Here is an 18615-nt window from a genome sequence, read left to right as displayed (position 1 = left end):
CGTACCGGTGCAGAATCTGCGGTTATGAGCCAACCAGTCCGCTTCGATGTGATCTCCGACGTGCAGGGTGACGTGGACGACCTCGACGTCGCGTTGGCCGCCTTCGCCGAATTTCCGCAAGCGGATCAGTTGCTGATCAACGGCGACCTCACGTTGCGGGGCTATCGGTGGCAGTGGGACGAGTTGACGGCCAGGCTTGCCGCGACGCCGCATCCGCCTGTGCTGTTCACGATCGGCAACCACGACTTCTATCTGCCGCTGCACAAGTGGCGCTCTAGTTCGACGGCGATCAACCGGTTCCGCAACTACACCGCGATGCCGGGGTTGTACTCGGCCCACGACGTCGGTGGCGTTCGGGTGTTGCGGCTCGGCTCGATCGACGGCCGCGAACGCGGTGGCCACGAGGTTGTGCTCGGCGACGCGCAGCTGGGTTGGCTCGCAACCGAATTGGCGGCGCCGCGGACTCGCGGGCCGGTGCTTGTCGCGAGCCATCACGTGCTGCCGCGCACGATTTCTGCGACGGGGGACGACCCGGTTACCCAGGCGCCGAACGTGTATCAACGCGACTACGCGGAAGCGGATCGGCTACTCGAGATTCTCGGAGCTCATCCCGAGGTGTTGTTCCTGAGCGGGCACACGCACTGGAGTCTGTACCGCGACGACTGGTTCACCCGTCGCATCGTCGCAGGCGGCGACCCTGCCGGGTTTGCCGTCGCCAACACGGGTGCTGTCCAGTTCGGCTGGGAGGCGAACGGCCGCGGTGGCGAACAAGCGCACGACGACTCGCAGAACCAGGGTCTGCGGATCGTCGTCACCGACGATCAGGTTCGCATTCACGCACTGGATTTCGCTGCGCGCGTGGTGATCCACACCGTCGAGTTTGCGGTCGGATCACCCGACATCCGTCAGCTCAGCGGACTGACCTGGGCGGATGCTTTGAGCTGACACAGCTCACGACGCGGTGACCTCGTTCAGCTTGCCCGTCGCGACGTCGAAGACGAACCCGCGCAACGACTCGGTCTTGGTGACGAACGGGTTGTTCTCGATACGACGCAGCGACTGCCGCACATCTTCCTCCAGATCGGGGAAAGCCTCGGCGGACCAGGTCGGCTTGATGCCGATTTCATCCTGGATGCCACGCTTGAAGTCGTCGTCGGAGAAGGTGAGCATGCCGCAGTCCGTGTGATGGATGAGGATGATTTCCTTCGTCCCGAGCAGTCGCTGGCTGATCGCAAGCGAACGGATCTCGTCGTCGGTGACGACGCCACCCGCATTGCGGATGACGTGTGCTTCGCCGTCCTTCAGACCGAGGATGCGGTAGACGTCGAGGCGGGCGTCCATGCAGGCGAGGACGGCGACGTTTCTGCTCGGCGGCAGCGGAAGGGGTCCGCTGAACTCGGCGGCGTAGTCGGCATTGTTGGACAGGTATTCGTCGGTGACGGTCATGGTGTGGAAACCTCCGGGCAGTCATGACACGCGGTCACGAAAGTAGTCACGAAAAGTAGTCAGGTAAGCACCCGTGCATGAGCGCCGACTCCAAGGATGGCGACCGGCATAGAGGTCGTGGAAGGGTTCGAATCGACCTGAGCCGAAACCTATCCGCGCGGCGTGTGGTGTCGAGCGCGCCGCCGATGCAAACTCGGCTGGTCGGACCGCCGGATGTCCGGTACGGCGCCGATGCCCGGTAACCTTGAACCTCGTGCATCCTGACGTAACGGCCGATCTCGCCGAGCTAGACACAACTCTCAAAACCATCGAGTCGGTTCTCGATGTCGAAGAGCTGCGCCGACGCATCGACGAACTCGAACACCAGGCGGCGGATCCGTCGCTGTGGAACGACCAGGAGCACGCTCAGCAGGTCACCAGTCAGCTGTCGCACGCGCAGAGCGAGCTTCGCAAGGTCGAGGAGCTGCGACAACGCCTGGAGGATCTGCCTGTTCTGTACGAACTCGCCGAGGGTGAGGAAGGCGATGCAGCGATCGCCGCGACGGCCGATGCCGACGCCGAACGCGCAGCCTTGCACGGCGATATCGAGGTCATGGAAGTACGGACCCTGCTCTCCGGCGAATACGACAAACGTGACGCATTGGTCAATATTCGAAGCGGCGCGGGTGGCGTTGATGCGGCAGACTGGGCCGAGATGCTGATGCGTATGTACATCCGCTGGGCCGAGAAGCACGGGTACGGCGTCGAGGTCTACGACACGTCCTACGCCGAGGAAGCCGGTATCAAGAGCGCGACGTTCGCAGTCAAAGCGCCGTATTCCTACGGAACACTTTCGGTCGAGCAGGGTACGCATCGGCTCGTCCGAATCAGCCCGTTCGACAACCAAGGTCGACGACAGACGTCGTTCGCCGAGGTGGAGGTGTTGCCGGTGGTCGAGACGACCGACCATATCGATATCGCGGAAGGCGACCTGCGTGTCGACGTCTATCGCTCGTCGGGTCCCGGCGGGCAGAGTGTCAACACGACCGACTCCGCCGTCCGGTTGACCCACATCCCGACCGGGATCGTCGTGACGTGTCAGAACGAGAAGTCGCAGCTGCAGAACAAGGTTTCGGCTATGCGGGTGCTGCAGGCCAAACTGCTCGAGCGCAAGCGGCTCGAAGAGCGCGCCGAAATGGATGCGCTCAAGGGCGAGGGCGGCAGCTCGTGGGGCAACCAGATGCGCTCCTATGTGCTGCACCCCTATCAAATGGTGAAAGACCTCCGTACCGAATACGAGGTCAACAACCCGTCGGCGGTGCTCGACGGTGACATCGACGGCTTCCTGGAATCCGGGATCCGCTGGCGTATGAGTGAGCAGGCCTGACGTGCAGGTGCCGGGAATCGCGCCAATGACCGATATCAACGAATGGTTCAGGTCGAGCGGCTTGCAGATCGTGCTGCTTCTGATCGGAGCCGTGCTCGTCGGACGATTCGTCACCTGGGGTCGCGATCGAATCACCGAGCAGATCGACTCCAGCTTCCAGACCAGCGACGCGTTGGTTCGGACCGAAGCTGCGAAGCACCGTCATGCGCTGGCACAGGTCCTGACCTGGGTGGTGTTGACCTTGATCTACATCTTGGTCGGCATGCGGGTGCTGCAGAATTTGGGCTTTTCGCTCAACGGTCTTGTCGCACCCGCCGCCGTGCTCGGTGCCGCACTCGGCTTCGGCGCGCAGCGAATCGTCCAGGACCTCCTCGCGGGCTTCTTCATCATCACCGAGCGTCAGTACGGCTTCGGTGACGTCGTGGAGATCTCGGTGAACGGTTCCGCCGAAATAGCAGAAGGTACCGTCGAAGACGTCACGCTGCGCATCACGAAGCTGCGATCGACCGACGGTGAAATGATCACCGTCCCCAACGGGCAGATCGTGAAAGTCAAGAACCTGTCCAAGGATTGGGCGCGCGCGGTGGTCGAGATCCCGGTGCCGACATCGGTCGATCTCAACCTTGTGAACGAAGTCCTTCGTGACGTCGGTGCGAAGGCGTACCGGGAGAAGCGACTCCAAGCAATGCTGCTTGACGAACCGACAGTGATGGGAATCGAGAGCATCGAAGTGGATCAGGTCAACATTCGTATGGTTGCGCGGACCCTGCCTGGCAAGCAGTTCCAGGTCGGGCGCGATCTCCGGGTGCGAGTTGCTGCAGCACTGCGTCGTGAAGGACTCGGCGCCGCAGCAGCGGGTATGAGCGGTACTGCGATCGCGGGTCCGGATACCCCGGAGGAGACCGCGTGAAATTGCACCTGCGACGTTCCACCTGGATTCTCATCGCCGCGTGGGTTCTGACGTTGACCGTCTACATCCTCGTTCGCCCCGAGCCGACGACAATCGAGAATGCTCCTGCACCCATCGCCCCCGTTGCCCCCGCCGCCGAGAATCGGAGCGAGCCAACTCGGGAGCCGATCACCGAACCGCCGACGACCACCACACAGACCACTGCGCAGACCTCGGTGTCACCGACCACCGCGGCACCGAGCAGTGCACCGGCCGTTCCCGGGAGCCAACTGCCGACCAGCGCGCCTGCGGATTCAGTGCCACCGCCGCAGACGCAAGCTCCCAACGTCGAACCGACGGCTCCTGCAGGGGGATAAGAACGTGTCGGATGAGTCGAGGCCCGACGGGCTGCGCAAGCGGGCGTGGCTGACGACCAAGTTGCTGCGTCGGCTGTTGCGGTTTCTCGCGTTCGTCAAGTTCGTCGACGTGACGGTGACCGGCCGCGAGGTCATCCCGAAGTACGGCGCGATCATCGTTGCCAGCAACCACATCTCGATGGTGGACGCCATCTTCCTGTGGGGCGCACTGCGGCGGCGAGCGGTTGCCGTCGCGATGGCAGAGCTGTGGACCATGCCGGTCGTGTCCTGGCTGCTGCGCAACCTCGGACACATCCCGGTCGTTCGTCGCAACGCCGATTCCGGACGCGACGCCGTCGCAGCGTCGGAGTCGGTTCTGAATCACGGTGGTGTCCTGCTCATCTATCCGGAAGGTCGCTGCGTCAGCCCGGGTGACACCGAGCCCTACAAACCCGGTGTCGCGAAGCTGACGATGAGCACCGGCGTCCCGATCATCCCGGTCGGTGCGATCGGCACGAACAAGGTCGTCCCGCTCAAACGCGACCTAGAGGGTGCGAAGAAGTTCAACCGGAACCAGAAGGTGTGGATCAAGTTCGGGCAACCGATCGACCCCGCCGATTTCGACTCCTGGGAGCAATTGCTCGCAGAAGTGCGCCGCAGCATCGTTGCGCTGGTCGAGTCGGAAACGGTCTGATGCGAGACCGATCGCCTCGGTTTCGATAGCCCTGCTGCCCGCGTCGCAGCCGGAGTGAGGGTAGGGGGAGAGCTAAACTGGCTCCCCGTGATCAGCGTCCAGAATGTGTCCAAGTCTTACAAGGCGTCCGGCAGGCCCGCCTTGGACAAGGTGAACATCGAAGTCGACAAAGGTGAGTTCGTTTTCGTCATCGGTGCGTCGGGTTCGGGAAAGTCGACACTGATTCGACTGCTGCTGAAGGAAGAGTCGATCACGTCCGGCGACATCAAAGTCGCGGATTTCCACGTCAACAAACTCGCTGCGCGCCGCGTGCCGAAACTGCGGCAGCGGATCGGCTGCGTCTTCCAGGACTTTCGTCTGCTGCAGCAGAAGACGGTCGAGCAGAACGTCGCCTTCGCGCTCGAAGTGATCGGGAAGCCGCGCGCGGTGATCAAGCGGACCGTCCCCGAGGTACTCGAATTGGTAGGCCTGGCAGGTAAGGCCGATCGACTGCCGACCGAACTCTCCGGCGGCGAGCAGCAACGCGTAGCCATCGCGCGGGCCTTCGTGAACCGGCCACTGGTATTGCTCGCGGACGAGCCGACCGGAAACCTCGACCCCGATACGAGCCAGGACATCATGTTGCTGCTCGAGCGCATCAACCGCACCGGGACGACGGTCATGATGGCGACACACGACAACCACATCGTCGACTCGATGCGGCGTCGCGTGGTGGAACTGGATCTCGGGAAGGTGATTCGTGACGAGGCGCACGGGGTGTACGGCGTCGGCAGGTAGCCGGCCGACTCATCCCGAAGCTCACCGTCATAAGAAGAAAAGGAATTCGATTCCATGCGCGCCAGCTTCATCTTCAGCGAGGTCCTGCGGGGCCTGCGCCGAAACATCACGATGACCATTGCCATGATCCTCACGACCGCGATCTCGCTCGCGTTGTTCGGTGGCGGCCTGCTAGCCGTGCAGATGGCAGACAAGACCAAGGACTTCTTTCTCGACCGCATCGAAGTCCAGATCTTCCTCACCAACGATGTGTCCGATTCCGATCCGGACTGCGCCCAGGATCTGTGCAAGACGCTGCGTAGCGATCTGGAGAACACGCCGGGCGTCACGTCCGTGCAGTATCTGAACAAAGCCGATGCGTTGCAGGATGCTCGCGAACGGGTGTTCAAGAATCAGCCCGAGTTCGCCAACCTGATCAGCGCCAACGCGTTGCCCGCGTCGATGAAGGTCAAGATGGAGAACCCGGAGCTGTATCCGGCGATCTATCAGCAGTTCAGTGCCAGGCCGGGTGTCGCCAACATTCTGAATCAGAAGGAACTGGTCGACCGGCTCGTGAGTGTGTTCAACGGTCTGCGTAATGCGGCGTTCGGTCTCGCGCTCGTGCAGGTGATCGCAGCGTTGCTGTTGATCGCGAACATGGTGCAGATCGCGGCCATGACCCGGCGGGCCGAAGTGGGCATCATGCGTCTCGTCGGCGCGACTCGCTGGTACACCCAACTGCCGTTCCTGCTGGAGGCCATCGTCGCGGCGCTCGTCGGGTCGGTCCTTGCGATCGTCGGCCTGTTCGCCGCCAAGCCGCTCGTCATCGACAGCGCGCTGGGTGACCTCTATGCCAGCAACGTATTTCCGCCGATCACCGCGAGCGACATCCTGCTGATTTCCCCGTTCCTCGTGCTCGGAGGCATCGGTTTTGCGGCCGTGACCGCGTACGTGACGCTGCGGTTGTACGTGCGGGAATAAATCGATTGCCGCAGGACCTATTGTTGACTGGAGTTCACGATCTGACGTCCGGCGCGAAAGGGGCCCTGGCATGAAGGAAAAGGGCCGCAAGAACATCGCGACCAACCGCAAGGCGCGGCACAACTATTCGATCATCGACGTCTACGAGGCGGGTATCGCGCTGGTCGGCACCGAGGTGAAGAGCCTGCGCGAAGGTAAGGCCTCGTTGGTCGACGCGTTCGCGACGGTAGACGACGGCGAAGTGTGGCTGCGCGGGTTGCACATCCCGGAGTACACGGCGGGCACGTGGACCAACCATTCGCCGCGGCGCACCCGAAAACTGTTGCTGCACAAGCGCGAAATCGAGCACCTCGTCGGTAAGACACGAGAGGGCAATCAGACGCTCGTGCCGCTGTCGATGTACTTCGCCGACGGCAAGGTCAAGGTCGAGTTGGCGCTCGCTCGCGGTAAGCAGGACTACGACAAACGCCAGGATCTGGCCAAGCGTGATGCCGAGCGCGAGGTGACTCGCGAACTCGGTCGCCGTATCAAGGGCATGCGCTGACCGCGATCCTGCTCGCGCTCGCTGCTGCAGTCAGCTATGGAGTCAGTGACTTCATCGGCGGTGTCGCATCGAGGCGGGTTGCAGCTCTTCGGGTGGTGATCGTTTCCTACCCGCTATCGGTACTGATCGTGTTGGTCATTGCACCGTTCGTCGGTGGCTCGCTGTCGACCGCGGGACTGCTCTGGGGTGCGGCGTCCGGCGTCGCGGGCGGTCTCGCGGTGTGGTGGTTCTACCTGGCGTTGGCGTCGGGTCCGATGGCGGTGGTGTCGCCGCTGACCGCAGTTCTCGTAGCCGGCATTCCGGTCGGTGTCGGCCTCGCGGCGGGGGAGCGCCCGGCTGCGCTCGCGTTCGGCGGTATCGCGTTGGCGCTCGTCGCGGTCGTGTTGGTCAGCAAGGAATCGCCTGACAAAACGACGTCGGAGATCACCGGCGGGCGGGACATGCGTTTCACCAAGACCGTGGCGTGGCTGACGGTGGGGTCGGGCGTCGCGTTCGCGTTTGCATTCATCTTCCTGCACAAGATTCCCGAAGGCGGCGGGCTCTGGCCGGTGCTGGCCTCTCGTGCGACAGCGACGGTCGTCGTGTGGGGTGTGGCGCTGGCTGCGCGGCAGTTCTCGCCGCCGCACGGCGAACCGCTCAAGCTCGCGATCTACGTCAGTTTTCTCGATGTCATAGCGACGACAGCGACCATGTACGCGTTCCAAGGTGGCCTGTTGTCCCTGGTCAGCGTCATCGCGTCGCTTTATCCCGCCGCGACGGTGATGCTCGCGATGGTGATGCTCGGTGAGCGGGTCGGTCGGCTGCAGCAGGTCGGGATGGTGCTTGCCCTCGCAGCCGTCGCGCTCATTGCGGGGGCATAGGCGGCTACGCCGCTCGTGCGTCTTTTCGGTGGTCGGGCCCACCGAAAAGACGCACGAGCAGCGTGCTGCCTATGGCCGAACGCAGGGTTCGGTGTAGGTGATCTTCTCCAGGCTCGGCGCCTTGTAGCCGTCGACGACCGTCTTCATTCCCAACGGCGCGGCCGCATCCGGGACCGCGATGGTCGCAACCTGAGTTGTGACATCGGGCTCGGTGCCGAAGGTGGAGTTCGGCAGCATGCCCTTGTAGTCGACCTCGAGTCCGTCGACCAACGAGCGGACGCCGGCACGGTTCAGCTTGTCCTCCGCGTTGGCCTTCTCGAGTAGCGACTTGATCGGGTACGACAACGCCCAACCCGCGAGGTAGCCCCAGTTGGCCGGTTCCTTGCCGCCGGAGGCGTCGCGTGCTGCCTTGACGCCTTCACTCGGACCGTCCCAGCCCTGCATCGGTGCGGTGCCGTTGTAGAGCGCCGTCAACGCAGGTGCCGCGGCTGTCTTGAGCAGTGCGCCGTTCCAGGTCGGACCCGCTCCGAGGAAGCGGCCTTTGTAGCCTGCCTGCGCTGCCTTCGCGACGATCTCGGCCATTTCCTGAGGTCCGGTTGCGAGGACGACGACATCGGGTGCGGCCGCGATGATCTGGCCGACGGGACCGTCTTGGCTGCCGGCGATGGCGTTGGGTGCGGTCTCGATCTCGGCAACGAGTTCGGACTCGTTCGCGTCGACCCACTTCTTTGCGCCCGCTGCGTAGTCGCCACCGTAGTCACCCTTGTAGACGACGGATGCGACCTTCGCCGGCTTGTTGTGAACGGAGGCGAACCAGTCGAGTCCGATCACCGCTTCGGTGCAGTAGGAGTATCCGGCCTCCAGCATCACGCCCTTGTCGTCGGCCGGGAACTGCCACCCCGACCAGAAGGTGCCTGCCGCGGCGACAAGATTTCCGGTGTCCATCTGATCCAGGACCGCCTGGGTGTTGACGGTGCCCAGACTCATCGCCAGAGCAAGGACATTCGGCTCGACCTGCTGGTAGGCGGCAGCGTGCTTCTGCACGTCGTACGAGGTGTTCTTGGTGTTGGTCGCGATATCGATTTCGTAGTCACCGATACCGCCGTCCTCGTTCACCTGCTTCCAGAACGCGAGCTGCGCCTCGTTGATCGACTGGCCGAGCACCGCGAACGGACCACCCTCCAGGTCCGAGAGGACGCCGAGGTAGATGCAGCCCTTGTTCGTGTCGATCGCGTTGGGGCAGGGCTCGTCCGACACCCCAGGACCGGACGCGCCGGTCGGGGCGTCGGACCCGCCTTCCTCGGCGCTCGTACATGCGGACCCAAGGAGCAGGGCCGCAGTGGCAGGCAATGCTGCCGCTCTGAGTAACCACGTGCGACGCCTGGATCGCGTCATTGCAATCTCCTCTGTTGGTTGTACTTCTGGTGAGAACTGAACTGGGCCAATAGGTTTCGGATGGATCGCTGGGTCGTCAATACGAGAACGGCCAGCCTTTGAAGTAGTTGCGTATTCGGGTCCAGAGGCCGAACATGCCACGTGGTTCGAGGACGACCATCCCGACGATCAAGAGCCCGAACAGGATCGTCTTGATCTCGTCGAGGCTCATGCCTGCGATGTCGCCGCTCTCGGAGGTGATCGACGGGAAGAGTTGCGTGAGCTCCTCGAGCAGGCGGGGGAGCAGGACGATGAAGCATGCCCCCATGATCGAACCGGAGATCGTTGCGATGCCGCCGATCAGCACGATCGCGAGAAAGTCGATGGACAGCAAGAGGTTCCAGCGTTCTGGGCTGATGCGGCCGATGACGACCGACAACAGGCCACCGGCGACGCCTGCATATGCCGAGGAGACGACGAACGCCAGTGTTTTTGTCCGCTGCAGTGGCACACCCATCACTTCGGCGGCGATGTCGCGGTCGCGAACAGCGGCGAACGCTCGACCGACCTTGGAACGGGCCAGGTTTCGGGCCATGATGGCGAGCACGACAAGGACGACCAGTGCGACGAGGTACAGCGCCCGTTGTTCGTTGATCAGGACGCCGCCGACCTTGAACGGCTTGCTGAGGTCGGTGCCGAACAGGACGACTTCGGCTGGGGCGCGGCCGATTCCACCACCGCCGGTGATGGCGGTCCAGTGGTTGAAGAAGTGCTCGCCGAGCATCAGCAGGCCGAGCGTGAGCATCGCGAGATACAAACCGCGGACCCGGGAGGCGAGTGGAGCAACGATGAGCCCGAGCAGACCTGGCACGATCGCCGACAGGGGTAGCCACAGTGCCATGTCCCAGCCGAGCCCGATGACGGACTTGGTCTCCGTACCGCCGAATACCGCCGCGGTGTAGGCGCCCGCGCCGACGAAAAAGGCGTGGCCGAGGGAGATTTGGCCTGCGTAGCCGGTCAAGAGGTTGAGGCCGATGCCGCCGATCGCGTACACGGCGGCCAGCGCGAGAAGGTTGGTCAGGTCCTTTGCGATCAGGAACGGTGCCGCGAACGCGAGGACGACGAGTCCGACCGTCCACCACGCCTTTGCCGGTGTGTTCCAGATGGCCTGGTCCGCCGCATAGGACGTATAGACCTTCGGTCGCCCACGCAGCACTGCCCGCGGGGTTTTGATCTTCGTCTGCGTGGCCGTGCCGTCCGGGGTGGTCTGGCCGCTGAGATTCGACACTGTCGTCATACTCGCTGAACCTCTTTCGTGCCGTACAGGCCGTACGGCTGCACAAGAAGGACGACGAACATCAGCACGTACGGCATCACCACGTCGAAGTTCGCGCCGAGCCACGGTGCCGCGTCGGGTTGGTAGGTCTTGGTAAGCGCTTCTGCGACGCCGACGATCAGACCACCGATCACCGCTCCCTTGATCGAGTCGAGGCCGCCGATGATGATGGCGGGCAATGCCTTCAATGCCACCAGTGCCGCAGCTGCAGCGACGCCGCCTGCTGCTGTGCCGACGAGGATTCCGCCGACGGCAGCCAGCGCTCCCGCGATGGCCCAGGACAGGGAGAAGATTCGACCCGCGCTGATGCCTTGCGCCATGGCGGCTTCCTGGTCCATCGCGGTCGCGCGCATCGCGAGGCCGTATCTCGACCGTGCGAGCCAGGCGCCGAGCAACCCGATGACAACGGCAGCGGTGACGATCTTGAAGATGTCGGTGTAGTTGATCGCCAGGCCGTCCTGGCACGGGAGTGGGATTCCGGGAATCTCGACAGCGTCGGCTGGGCGCTCGCCGCCGATGCAGAAGTTGCCGAGACCCCACGGATCGCCCGACGTGATCACGCTGGGGCCGAACAGTTTTGCCGTCACGACGAGTCCTGCCGCGAACAGTCCGATGGTCACGAGTGCGGCCGCGAACGGCGGTCTACCGACCATCGGTCGCATGACGGCGCGCTCGCACCCCATGGCGATCGCGGCGACGGCGATGATCGCGCCTGCGACGCCGACCGGGAACGGCAGGCCGAGCGTATCGACGATGGTGAAGCTGATGTAGGTACCCAGGATCATAAAGATCGGCTGGGCGAAATTGAGCACACCCGTCGCGCGATAGATGATGACGAATCCGACCGCGATCAGGGCGTACATGCCACCCAATCCGACTCCGCGGACCAATGATTCGAGCAGTTCGATCATCGGCTCTCCCCGCGATACATGTCGTCGATCAGGTCGGCGAACTTGTCGGCCAGAGCCGAGCGTTTGACCTTGCGCGTCGCCGTGAGTTCGCCATCCTCGTGGTCGAGTTCCTTGGTGAGCATCCGGAATTTGCGAATCGTTTCCACCCTGGCGAAGTGCGCGTTCGCGTCGTCGACGGCTCGGCCGACGAGTGCAACGACCTCCGGCTTCGACGACAGGTCCTTGTACGTCGTGTAGTGAATGCCGTTGCGGGTGGCCCAGTCCGAGACGGCGTCGAACTCGATCCCGATGAGCGCGGTCAGATACGGTCGCCGGTCACCGATGACGACCGCTTCGGCGATGTAGGGCGACGCCTTGAGTTGGTTCTCGATCTCCGACGGCGAGACGTTTTTGCCGCCCGCGGTGATGATGATGTCCTTCATCCGGTCGACGATCTTCAGATAGGTTCCGTCGACCCACTGGCCCACGTCGCCGGTGTGCAGCCAACCGTCTGCGTCGAGCGTCGCCGCAGTCGCGTCGGGCCGGTTCCAGTAGCCGACGAAGTTGCCGTCGTGACGCGTCAGCACTTCGTTCGTGTGCTCGTCGAGTTTCACCTCCAGCCCGTCCGCTGCCTCCCCGACTGTCCCCAACTTCATGCGGTGCAGCCTGGTAGACGTTGCGAGAGCGGAGTTCTCGGTCATGCCGTAGGCCTCGTAGATCGGAATGCCGATGCCGAGGAAGAATTCGAGGACGTCCGGTGAGATCGGCGCGGCGCCGGAGATGGCGGTGCGCACTTTGCGGAGACCGAGCTTGTTCTGCAGCGAACGAAAGACAAGCGGGTAGCCGAGCGCTGTGCAGATGCGCGACACCGCGGTGTGGTCGCCGCCGTTCGCGCTGCGTTGCGCCGCGCACTTTTCGGCGAGGCGACGCCCGACCGCGGAGGCAGCGCGCTTGAGCGGCGACGCCGACGCAGCCTTGATCGCGACGGTCGACGCCAGCTTCTCCCAGATCCGTGGCACCGCGAACAGCAGCGTCGGTTGGACTTCGGCGAGGTCGTTGGTGACCGTGTCGAGCGACTCTGCGAAGTGGACGACGACCCCGGCCCCTGCGTTCTGCCAGATTGTGAATGCGCGTTCGGCCACGTGGCAGAGCGGCAGATACGACAGGATGACGTCGGTGGGTCCGGGTGCGGGCGAGATCAGCCAGTTGCCCGAAATCAGATGTGCCACAGAGAATTCGACATTGCGCACCGAGAGCATCGCGCCCTTCGGTGGTCCGGTCGTTCCCGATGTGTAGACCAGGGTGGCGAGGTCGTCGGGTTGGGCAGCGGCCCGTGCGTTCGACACGTGATCGGGGTGGGTGCTGCGGTGGGAGACGCCGTTGCCGAGCACGTCTTCGTACGAGATCAGTTTTGGGTGATCGTAATTCGAGACGCCGCGACGATCGAAGTACACGATCCATTCGAGGTCGGGGCACTCTTTTTCGACGGCAAGTACCTTGTCGACCTGCTCCTGATCCTCTGCGAACAACACTTTCGCGCCGCAATCGACGAGTTGGTAGCGGACCTCCGGCGCAGGGTTGGTCGTGTAGAAGCCGACGGTCACCGCGCGGATGGAGAGGATCGCGATGTCCGCGTATAACCACTCCGGACGATTCTCCGACAGAATGCCGACCCGATCGCCGACGCCGATTCCCAAGGCCGCCAACGAATGCGCGACGATGTCGACCTGCTCGGCGTACTCCGCCCACGTGATCCCGCGCCAGATGCCGAGCGATTTCTCGCGCAGAGCGATCGTGTTCGGCGTCAGTTCTGCGTGCCGTCTGATGCGTTCGGGAAGCCCGGTCGCAGGTTGGATTGCGGTAGTCGGTGGCGCTTGTACGGTCACGTCCGCGCCTCGAGTTTCGCCTGGTCGGCCGCAGCGGTTTCCGGATCTGCGCCGCCGAGGTAGGCGGCGATGACGGCAGGGTCGCGTTGCACCTCGGCGGGTGTGCCGAGCGATATCCGGCGACCGAAGTCGAGGACCATGATGCGGTCGGCGAGGTCCATCACCAGTCGCATGTCGTGCTCGACCATGATCATCGAGATGCCGAGTTCGGCACGGATGTCGAGGATGTAGCGGGCCATGTCTTCGGTCTCTTCGACGTTCATGCCCGCGACGGGCTCGTCGAGCAGCAGTAGTTTCGGTTCCATGGCAAGCGCGCGACCGAGTTCGACGCGTTTCTTGATGCCGTACGGCAGCATCCCGACGGGATGGTTGCGGACGCCTGCGAGGTTCAGAAAGTCGATCAGATCTTCGGTGAAGCGTCGCGCCGCGAGTTCGGCCCTTCGTGCGCGTCCGATGTGCAGAGCGGCTTCGAAAGCGTTGTAGCGCAGGTGGATATGGCGCCCGAGTTTGATGTTGTCCATCACCGTCAAGTTCTCGAACAACTCGATGTTCTGGAACATTCGCGCGATACCGAGCTTGGCGATTGCGTCGGGTCGGCGGCCGAGTACGGCGTCGCCGTTCAACGTGATCGAACCGTGGTCGGGTCGGTACACGCCGGAGAGGCAGTTGAAGATCGACGTCTTGCCCGCGCCGTTGGGACCGATGACGGCGAACAGTTCACGGTCTGCGACGTCGAAGCTCACATCGGACAGCGCCTGCGTACCGCCGAATCGGAGGCCGAGGTTGTCCACCTGCAGGGTCATGATGCCCACCGCTTGCGACGCTTGTAATGCTTGAGGTCGCGGTACGACGACGCGCTGCCTTCGGCACCGAGCCCGAGATAGAACTCCTGAATGTCGGAGTTCGACCGTAATTGCTCGGCCGGACCGTCGAGTACAACCTTTCCGTTTTCCATCACATAGCCGTGTGTTGCGATCGCCAGGGCCATCGCTGCGTTCTGCTCGACCAAGAGCACGCCGGTGCCTGCGCGATTGATCTCGACGATGAGGTCCCGAATCTGGGCGACGACCAGGGGCGCCAGGCCGAGACTCGGTTCGTCTAGCAACAGATACTTGGGCTCGGCCATCAGTGCGCGACCGATGGCGAGCATCTGCTGTTCACCACCGGAGAGATAGCCGGCGCGTTCGCCTCTGCGTTGGGCAAGCACCGGGAACATCGTGTAGACGCGGTCGAGGTTGGCGGCGATGCTGCCGCGGTCGCGGGTGTGCGCTCCGACTCGGAGGTTCTCTTCGATCGTGAACTCGACGAAAATCCGGCGGCCCTCCATGACCTGGCTGATGCCGGAGGTGACGACGGTCGCCGGGTCGGCGCCGGTGATCGTCTTGCCGTCGACGCTGACCGACCCGGCGGTGATCTTGCCGCGATGGGTGTCGAGCAATCCTGTGATGCCACGAAGCGTTGACGTTTTGCCTGCTCCGTTCGCGCCGAGCAAGGCGACGATACCGTCGGCGGGGACCTCGAGACTGACGCCTTTGCAGACGAGAACGACGTCCTCGTAGACGACCTCGAGACTTCGAATCTCCAGCAAGCGAGCCCCCTCTGCGCCCAAGGCCGGGTGGCCAGGCGCGTCGTGACGGGCGAACGATATCCCCTGGTCTTTACCTCGGCATTGGTTTTCGCTAAGTGACCCGTGAGTAACAAGGCGGCTCCGCCGCTCGTGCGTCTTTCCGGAGGTCGGGCACACCAAAAAGACTCACGAGCGGCGGAGCCGCCTTTAATGGGATGAAGTCAGCGGCTCGGCGCGTTAGACTGTGTAGCCCGGCAAGGTGTCGGGACGTACGGGGCTGAACGGTTTCGACTTTGTACGTGGATTCAGGGGAAGCGTGTCGGTGCAGGCAAGAGACCACCGTAAGCGTCATTGCAACCAATTAAGCGCCGATTCCAATCAGCGCGACTACGCTCTCGCTGCCTAAAAGCACCTAGAGCGTGTCTGTCAGTCCGGGTTCGCCCTCGGTCCGGGTACTGGCATCAGCTAGAGGGCTTTACCAATCGATTCGGTCGCGGAATCGAGCGGGACATCAAACAGCGACTGGGATCGTCATCCTGGCTTGTTCGCGAGACCAGGAGATCCAAGTAGAGACCTAGCGGACTGCACACGGAGAAGCCCTGGAAATGCGGCGGAGGACCCGGGTTCGATTCCCGGCAGCTCCACAGCAAAGGACCCCAGGTCGAGCAATCGACCTGGGGTCCTTCGTGTTTACAGCCCGCTGAGCAGACGAGGTCGGCGAGCCGCCGTGAGCTGAGGGGCGAGGGCGTGAGGCATGCGGCAAGTCCGCAATCGATGGACGCAATCGATATAGTGGCTCTCGCGGGGTGGATGGGGATATCTGGCTTGGTTCAGCCGACTCCGCGACCAAAATTTCTGCCATCGGGGGAGGGCGAACCGTGGATGATCTGAAGTACCAAGTCTTCTTGATTCTCGGGAAAGACGGCAAGTTCGAAGAGAAGACGTCAGAGATCGACCACTATCGCGTCGATGCGGAGGGCGTTCACGTCCGGTTCAGGGGTTCGGCAAAAACATTTGCATACGGTGCGCAACGTATTGCTATCTTGCGCAGCCCAGTACAAGTTCCTCTCGACGGGATCCGCGTCGAGATCGACGGCAAGGTGATTGGAGATGTGAGTGGAGTACTGTGTTTCGACAACCCTGCCGGGACCTGGTGGCGAATCTTCGCCTCCGACTCACCTGCCAATTCCTTCAGCACGTTCCCCGGTCCGCGAGTGCGAATCCTGCGTGATGAGGCGGCTTTGGCTCCGCGAGCGGCTGCGATACTGAACTACTGGCGCTCAATCGTCGAAATTCTTGGCGATGATGATCCACTTGCATGGCCGTATGGACGGCTGCGGTCCGTACATCCCGAGAGTGTGTTGAGCCGGTATCTCAATGCCGAGCCCATCGTGCCATCAGGATTTCCTGCGCCGAGGATCTTCCCGTTTTCGTCGAATCTTAGCCAATCCGACGCGGTGGAGAACGCGCTGCTTTATCCGATATCGGTTATCGACGGTCCGCCGGGCACCGGGAAGACACAAACGATACTGAATGTAATTGCAAACATACTTGGCGACGCAGATGCGACAGTGGGAGTCGTTTCTTTCAACAATGCGGCCGTCGCAAACGTTGGCGAGAAGCTGAAAGAGGAGGGCTTCGGCTATATCGTCGCGTCGCTTGGAAACAAGGAAAACAAGGAGGCCTTCTTCGCATCTCGGAACGAGGGAACTGGAGACCCCGACCGACCGTCGACAGAAATCGGGCCCGAGTCGAACATTCAGCTGATGGAGGTCAATGCGCGTATGCGACGACTGCAAGTGGTCGATCGCGATCGCGCGCTTCGGCGTCATGAGTTGAAGGCCTATTTGTTGGAGCAGCGGCATTTCTTAGAGCATCTCGACCGTCACCAGGTGCCGGCGCTGGCCGATATTCCGTTGCTGCGAAGGTCCTCGGAACGCATCCTCGACTTCCTCGCCGACGCTGAGATGGCGGCATACTACGACGGACCGGTAGGTCGAGTCGTCCGCCGGATTCGAGGCTACTTTCGGTACGGGCGGACTGGTGGAATGAATCCCGCTGATACCGATGTATTGCTGCAGCTGCAGCGCATCTACTACGAGAAGAGGGTCGATGAACTCGCGCAGCAGATTGCGGTCGCCGAACGAACCCTTTCCAGCGCCAACTTCGCCCGGGACCGGGAGGAACAAGGGCAATTGTCGACCGCCATGTTCCGTAACGCTCTGAGGCTCAGATATGCCGATACTGAGTGGGTAGAGTACAAGGCTGACGATTACAAACACCGCTTCGCGCAGTTCAGTAAAGCTCACCCAGTCATTTTGAGCACGTGCCATTCCCTCGCGAACAGCATTGGTTCCGGCAAGCTACTCGACTATTTGATTATCGACGAGGCGTCGCAGGTGAATCTGCTTGCTGCGGGTCTCGCACTTGCGAGCGCACGAAATGTGATAGTCGTGGGAGACGAGCGGCAACTCCCGCACATCGTGGACCAGACGGTTGCTGCTACTCCACCTTACTCGGCTTACGATTACGTCCGCCACAATATTCTTTCGTCGCTGCTCGAACTGTACGGAAATACGTTGCCGCGCACGATGTTGCGAGAACATTATCGCTGCGATCCGATGATCATCGAGTTCTGTAACAAGAAGTTTTATGGCGGCCAGATGATTCCTTTCACAACGAGCTCATGCACGCAGCCGTTGCTCGTCATGAGTACCGTTGCAGGGAATCACATGCGTCATCATCGTGAGGGCGGAAAGTCGAATCAGCGCGAGGTCGATGTAATCCAACAAGAGGTTATCCCGCAGCAATTTGCCGGAGTCTCTCCTGATCGGATCGGCGTTACGGCGGCGTATCGTCGGCAGGTCGGAAAACTCGGAGATGCGTTAGACAACCTCGATGTCGACACTGTGCACAAGTTTCAAGGGCGACAGAAAGACATTGTCATTATGTCCGCGGTCATCGACGAGTCCAAGCAAGGAAATATTGGGACGAAGTTCGTCGACGACGCGCACCTTGTGAACGTCGCGGTCTCGCGTGCAGTCGAGCGATTTGTGCTGGTCACTAACCATGGAAAACTACGCCGGACGCGCAACTTGCGCGATCTGGTCGACTACATCGAATACCGCGACCCGACTGCGACCTTGAAAAGCGACGTAATCTCAGTCTTCGACCTCCTCTATCGCGACTACTCGGCGCGCCTCGCGCCGTTGGCGGCGCGCCTGAAGCGGGTCACGAACTACGACTCGGAGAACATTGTCTGGACTGTCCTGCAGGACCTTTTTGCTGAGTCTCCGTACAGCGACTTCTACGCCCACAACAATGTAAAGCTGCGCCACCTCGTGCATAGTCTCGATGGGCTGACAGTGGAAGAACGTTCATACGTCAGACACGGAGCGTCGCTCGACTTCGTGGTCTTCAACCGTACGTCGAATCGAGTGGCGTTCTCGATCGAAGTTGACGGATTTTTGTTTCACGAAGATAGACCCGAACAGTTGCTTCGGGACCGAAGAAAGGATGCGATCTGCGCAGCTCGCGGACTCAATCTGTTGCGACTCCCAACGACAGGCAGTGGGGAAGAGCGCTTGATTCGTGAGCGGTTCGACAACGTAATCTATGACGAAGACACGGCATCGGCCAACTGAGGAACGTTCAGGTTCTGCCCGCAATC

Annotated in this window: 17 protein-coding genes and 1 other RNA gene; 11 read left to right on the top strand and 7 right to left on the bottom strand. The window is 62.2% G+C overall.

Going from position 1 to position 18615, the window contains the following annotated elements:
- The first annotated feature begins 24 nt into the window (after positions 1-24).
- A complete protein-coding gene (locus JGU71_RS05340; protein WP_199703012.1) occupies positions 25-945 on the top strand; it encodes a DUF4073 domain-containing protein in 921 nt (306 codons plus the stop codon).
- Between the two features lie 6 nt (positions 946-951).
- On the opposite strand, the gene JGU71_RS05335 is transcribed toward JGU71_RS05340, so the two are convergent.
- Positions 952-1446: a beta-class carbonic anhydrase gene (locus JGU71_RS05335; RefSeq protein WP_199703011.1), complete on the bottom strand. Its 495-nt coding sequence runs from the start codon at positions 1444-1446 to the stop codon at positions 952-954.
- 253 nt (positions 1447-1699) lie between these two features.
- Here JGU71_RS05335 and prfB point away from each other — a divergent pair, with 253 nt between their 5' ends.
- The 8 genes from prfB to JGU71_RS05300 all read left to right on the top strand — a co-directional run bounded on the left by prfB (position 1700) and on the right by JGU71_RS05300 (position 7892).
- Positions 1700-2812 carry a peptide chain release factor 2 gene (gene prfB / locus JGU71_RS05330; protein WP_199703010.1) on the top strand — a complete coding sequence of 371 codons (1113 nt, stop codon included), beginning with the start codon at positions 1700-1702 and terminating at the stop codon, positions 2810-2812.
- A gap of 25 nt (positions 2813-2837) precedes the next feature.
- The gene (locus JGU71_RS05325; RefSeq protein WP_199703009.1) at positions 2838-3722 is read left to right on the top strand and encodes a mechanosensitive ion channel family protein; all 885 of its coding nucleotides are present in this window, start codon (positions 2838-2840) and stop codon (positions 3720-3722) included.
- Positions 3719-4078, top strand: a complete 360-nt coding sequence (locus JGU71_RS29705; protein WP_233528789.1) for an Rv3103c transmembrane domain-containing protein — start codon at positions 3719-3721, stop codon at positions 4076-4078. Before JGU71_RS05325 ends, JGU71_RS29705 begins: the two co-directional genes overlap by 4 nt.
- A gap of 4 nt (positions 4079-4082) precedes the next feature.
- Positions 4083-4751: a lysophospholipid acyltransferase family protein gene (locus JGU71_RS05320; protein ID WP_307829511.1), complete on the top strand. Its 669-nt coding sequence runs from the start codon at positions 4083-4085 to the stop codon at positions 4749-4751.
- Between the two features lie 87 nt (positions 4752-4838).
- Entirely contained in the window at positions 4839-5528 is a 690-nt protein-coding gene (ftsE, locus tag JGU71_RS05315) for a cell division ATP-binding protein FtsE (protein WP_199703007.1), read from the top strand.
- Positions 5529-5582: 54 nt separating this feature from the next.
- Positions 5583-6488 (top strand): permease-like cell division protein FtsX, encoded by a 906-nt coding sequence (ftsX, locus tag JGU71_RS05310; RefSeq protein ID WP_199703006.1) that lies wholly within the window; start codon positions 5583-5585, stop codon positions 6486-6488.
- 70 nt (positions 6489-6558) lie between these two features.
- Positions 6559-7032: an SsrA-binding protein SmpB gene (smpB, locus tag JGU71_RS05305; RefSeq protein ID WP_199703005.1), complete on the top strand. Its 474-nt coding sequence runs from the start codon at positions 6559-6561 to the stop codon at positions 7030-7032.
- Positions 7029-7892 carry an EamA family transporter gene (locus JGU71_RS05300; RefSeq protein ID WP_504739549.1) on the top strand — a complete coding sequence of 288 codons (864 nt, stop codon included), beginning with the start codon at positions 7029-7031 and terminating at the stop codon, positions 7890-7892. Before smpB ends, JGU71_RS05300 begins: the two co-directional genes overlap by 4 nt.
- Before the next feature lie 69 nt (positions 7893-7961).
- Here JGU71_RS05300 and JGU71_RS05295 read toward each other — a convergent pair whose 3' ends face one another.
- The 6 genes from JGU71_RS05295 to JGU71_RS05270 all read right to left on the bottom strand — a co-directional run bounded on the left by JGU71_RS05295 (position 7962) and on the right by JGU71_RS05270 (position 14966).
- Positions 7962-9287, bottom strand: a complete 1326-nt coding sequence (locus tag JGU71_RS05295) for an ABC transporter substrate-binding protein (protein ID WP_199703004.1) — start codon at positions 9285-9287, stop codon at positions 7962-7964.
- A 76-nt stretch (positions 9288-9363) separates the two neighbouring features.
- Complete coding sequence (locus JGU71_RS05290) at positions 9364-10563, bottom strand: branched-chain amino acid ABC transporter permease (protein WP_199703003.1); 1200 nt, start codon at positions 10561-10563, stop codon at positions 9364-9366.
- Positions 10560-11513 (bottom strand): branched-chain amino acid ABC transporter permease, encoded by a 954-nt coding sequence (locus tag JGU71_RS05285; RefSeq protein WP_199703002.1) that lies wholly within the window; start codon positions 11511-11513, stop codon positions 10560-10562. The genes JGU71_RS05290 and JGU71_RS05285 overlap by 4 nt, the downstream gene beginning before the upstream one ends.
- Positions 11510-13378, bottom strand: coding sequence for an AMP-dependent synthetase/ligase (locus JGU71_RS05280; RefSeq protein WP_307829510.1), 1869 nt, complete (start codon positions 13376-13378; stop codon positions 11510-11512). The genes JGU71_RS05285 and JGU71_RS05280 overlap by 4 nt, the downstream gene beginning before the upstream one ends.
- Positions 13375-14181 (bottom strand): ABC transporter ATP-binding protein, encoded by an 807-nt coding sequence (locus tag JGU71_RS05275; RefSeq protein ID WP_199703001.1) that lies wholly within the window; start codon positions 14179-14181, stop codon positions 13375-13377. The genes JGU71_RS05280 and JGU71_RS05275 overlap by 4 nt, the downstream gene beginning before the upstream one ends.
- A complete protein-coding gene (locus JGU71_RS05270; RefSeq protein ID WP_199703000.1) occupies positions 14178-14966 on the bottom strand; it encodes an ABC transporter ATP-binding protein in 789 nt (262 codons plus the stop codon). Before JGU71_RS05270 ends, JGU71_RS05275 begins: the two co-directional genes overlap by 4 nt.
- A gap of 252 nt (positions 14967-15218) precedes the next feature.
- On the opposite strand from JGU71_RS05270, the gene ssrA reads away from it, so the two are divergent.
- Positions 15219-15592: a transfer-messenger RNA gene (ssrA, locus tag JGU71_RS05265) on the top strand.
- A 231-nt stretch (positions 15593-15823) separates the two neighbouring features.
- Entirely contained in the window at positions 15824-18589 is a 2766-nt protein-coding gene (locus tag JGU71_RS05260) for a DEAD/DEAH box helicase (protein WP_199702999.1), read from the top strand.
- Positions 18590-18615 lie beyond the last annotated feature (26 nt).

Source organism: Antrihabitans stalagmiti, assembly GCF_016482825.1.
GTDB lineage: Bacteria > Actinomycetota > Actinomycetes > Mycobacteriales > Mycobacteriaceae > Antrihabitans > Antrihabitans stalagmiti.
This window is presented reverse-complemented; position numbering and strand designations above follow the sequence as displayed.

Excerpts from the sequence above, each read along its gene's own strand:
- JGU71_RS05325 (WP_199703009.1), top strand. The coding sequence starts at position 2,838 with ATGACCGATATCAACGAATGGTTCAGGTCGAGCGGCTTGCAGATCGTG.
- JGU71_RS05340 (WP_199703012.1), top strand. The coding sequence starts at position 25 with ATGAGCCAACCAGTCCGCTTCGATGTGATCTCCGACGTGCAGGGTGAC.
- JGU71_RS05275 (WP_199703001.1), bottom strand. The coding sequence starts at position 14,181 with ATGACCCTGCAGGTGGACAACCTCGGCCTCCGATTCGGCGGTACGCAG.
- JGU71_RS05335 (WP_199703011.1), bottom strand. The coding sequence starts at position 1,446 with ATGACCGTCACCGACGAATACCTGTCCAACAATGCCGACTACGCCGCC.
- JGU71_RS05290 (WP_199703003.1), bottom strand. The coding sequence starts at position 10,563 with ATGACGACAGTGTCGAATCTCAGCGGCCAGACCACCCCGGACGGCACG.
- ftsX (WP_199703006.1), top strand. The coding sequence starts at position 5,583 with ATGCGCGCCAGCTTCATCTTCAGCGAGGTCCTGCGGGGCCTGCGCCGA.
- smpB (WP_199703005.1), top strand. The coding sequence starts at position 6,559 with ATGAAGGAAAAGGGCCGCAAGAACATCGCGACCAACCGCAAGGCGCGG.
- JGU71_RS05285 (WP_199703002.1), bottom strand. The coding sequence starts at position 11,513 with ATGATCGAACTGCTCGAATCATTGGTCCGCGGAGTCGGATTGGGTGGC.
- JGU71_RS05295 (WP_199703004.1), bottom strand. The coding sequence starts at position 9,287 with ATGACGCGATCCAGGCGTCGCACGTGGTTACTCAGAGCGGCAGCATTG.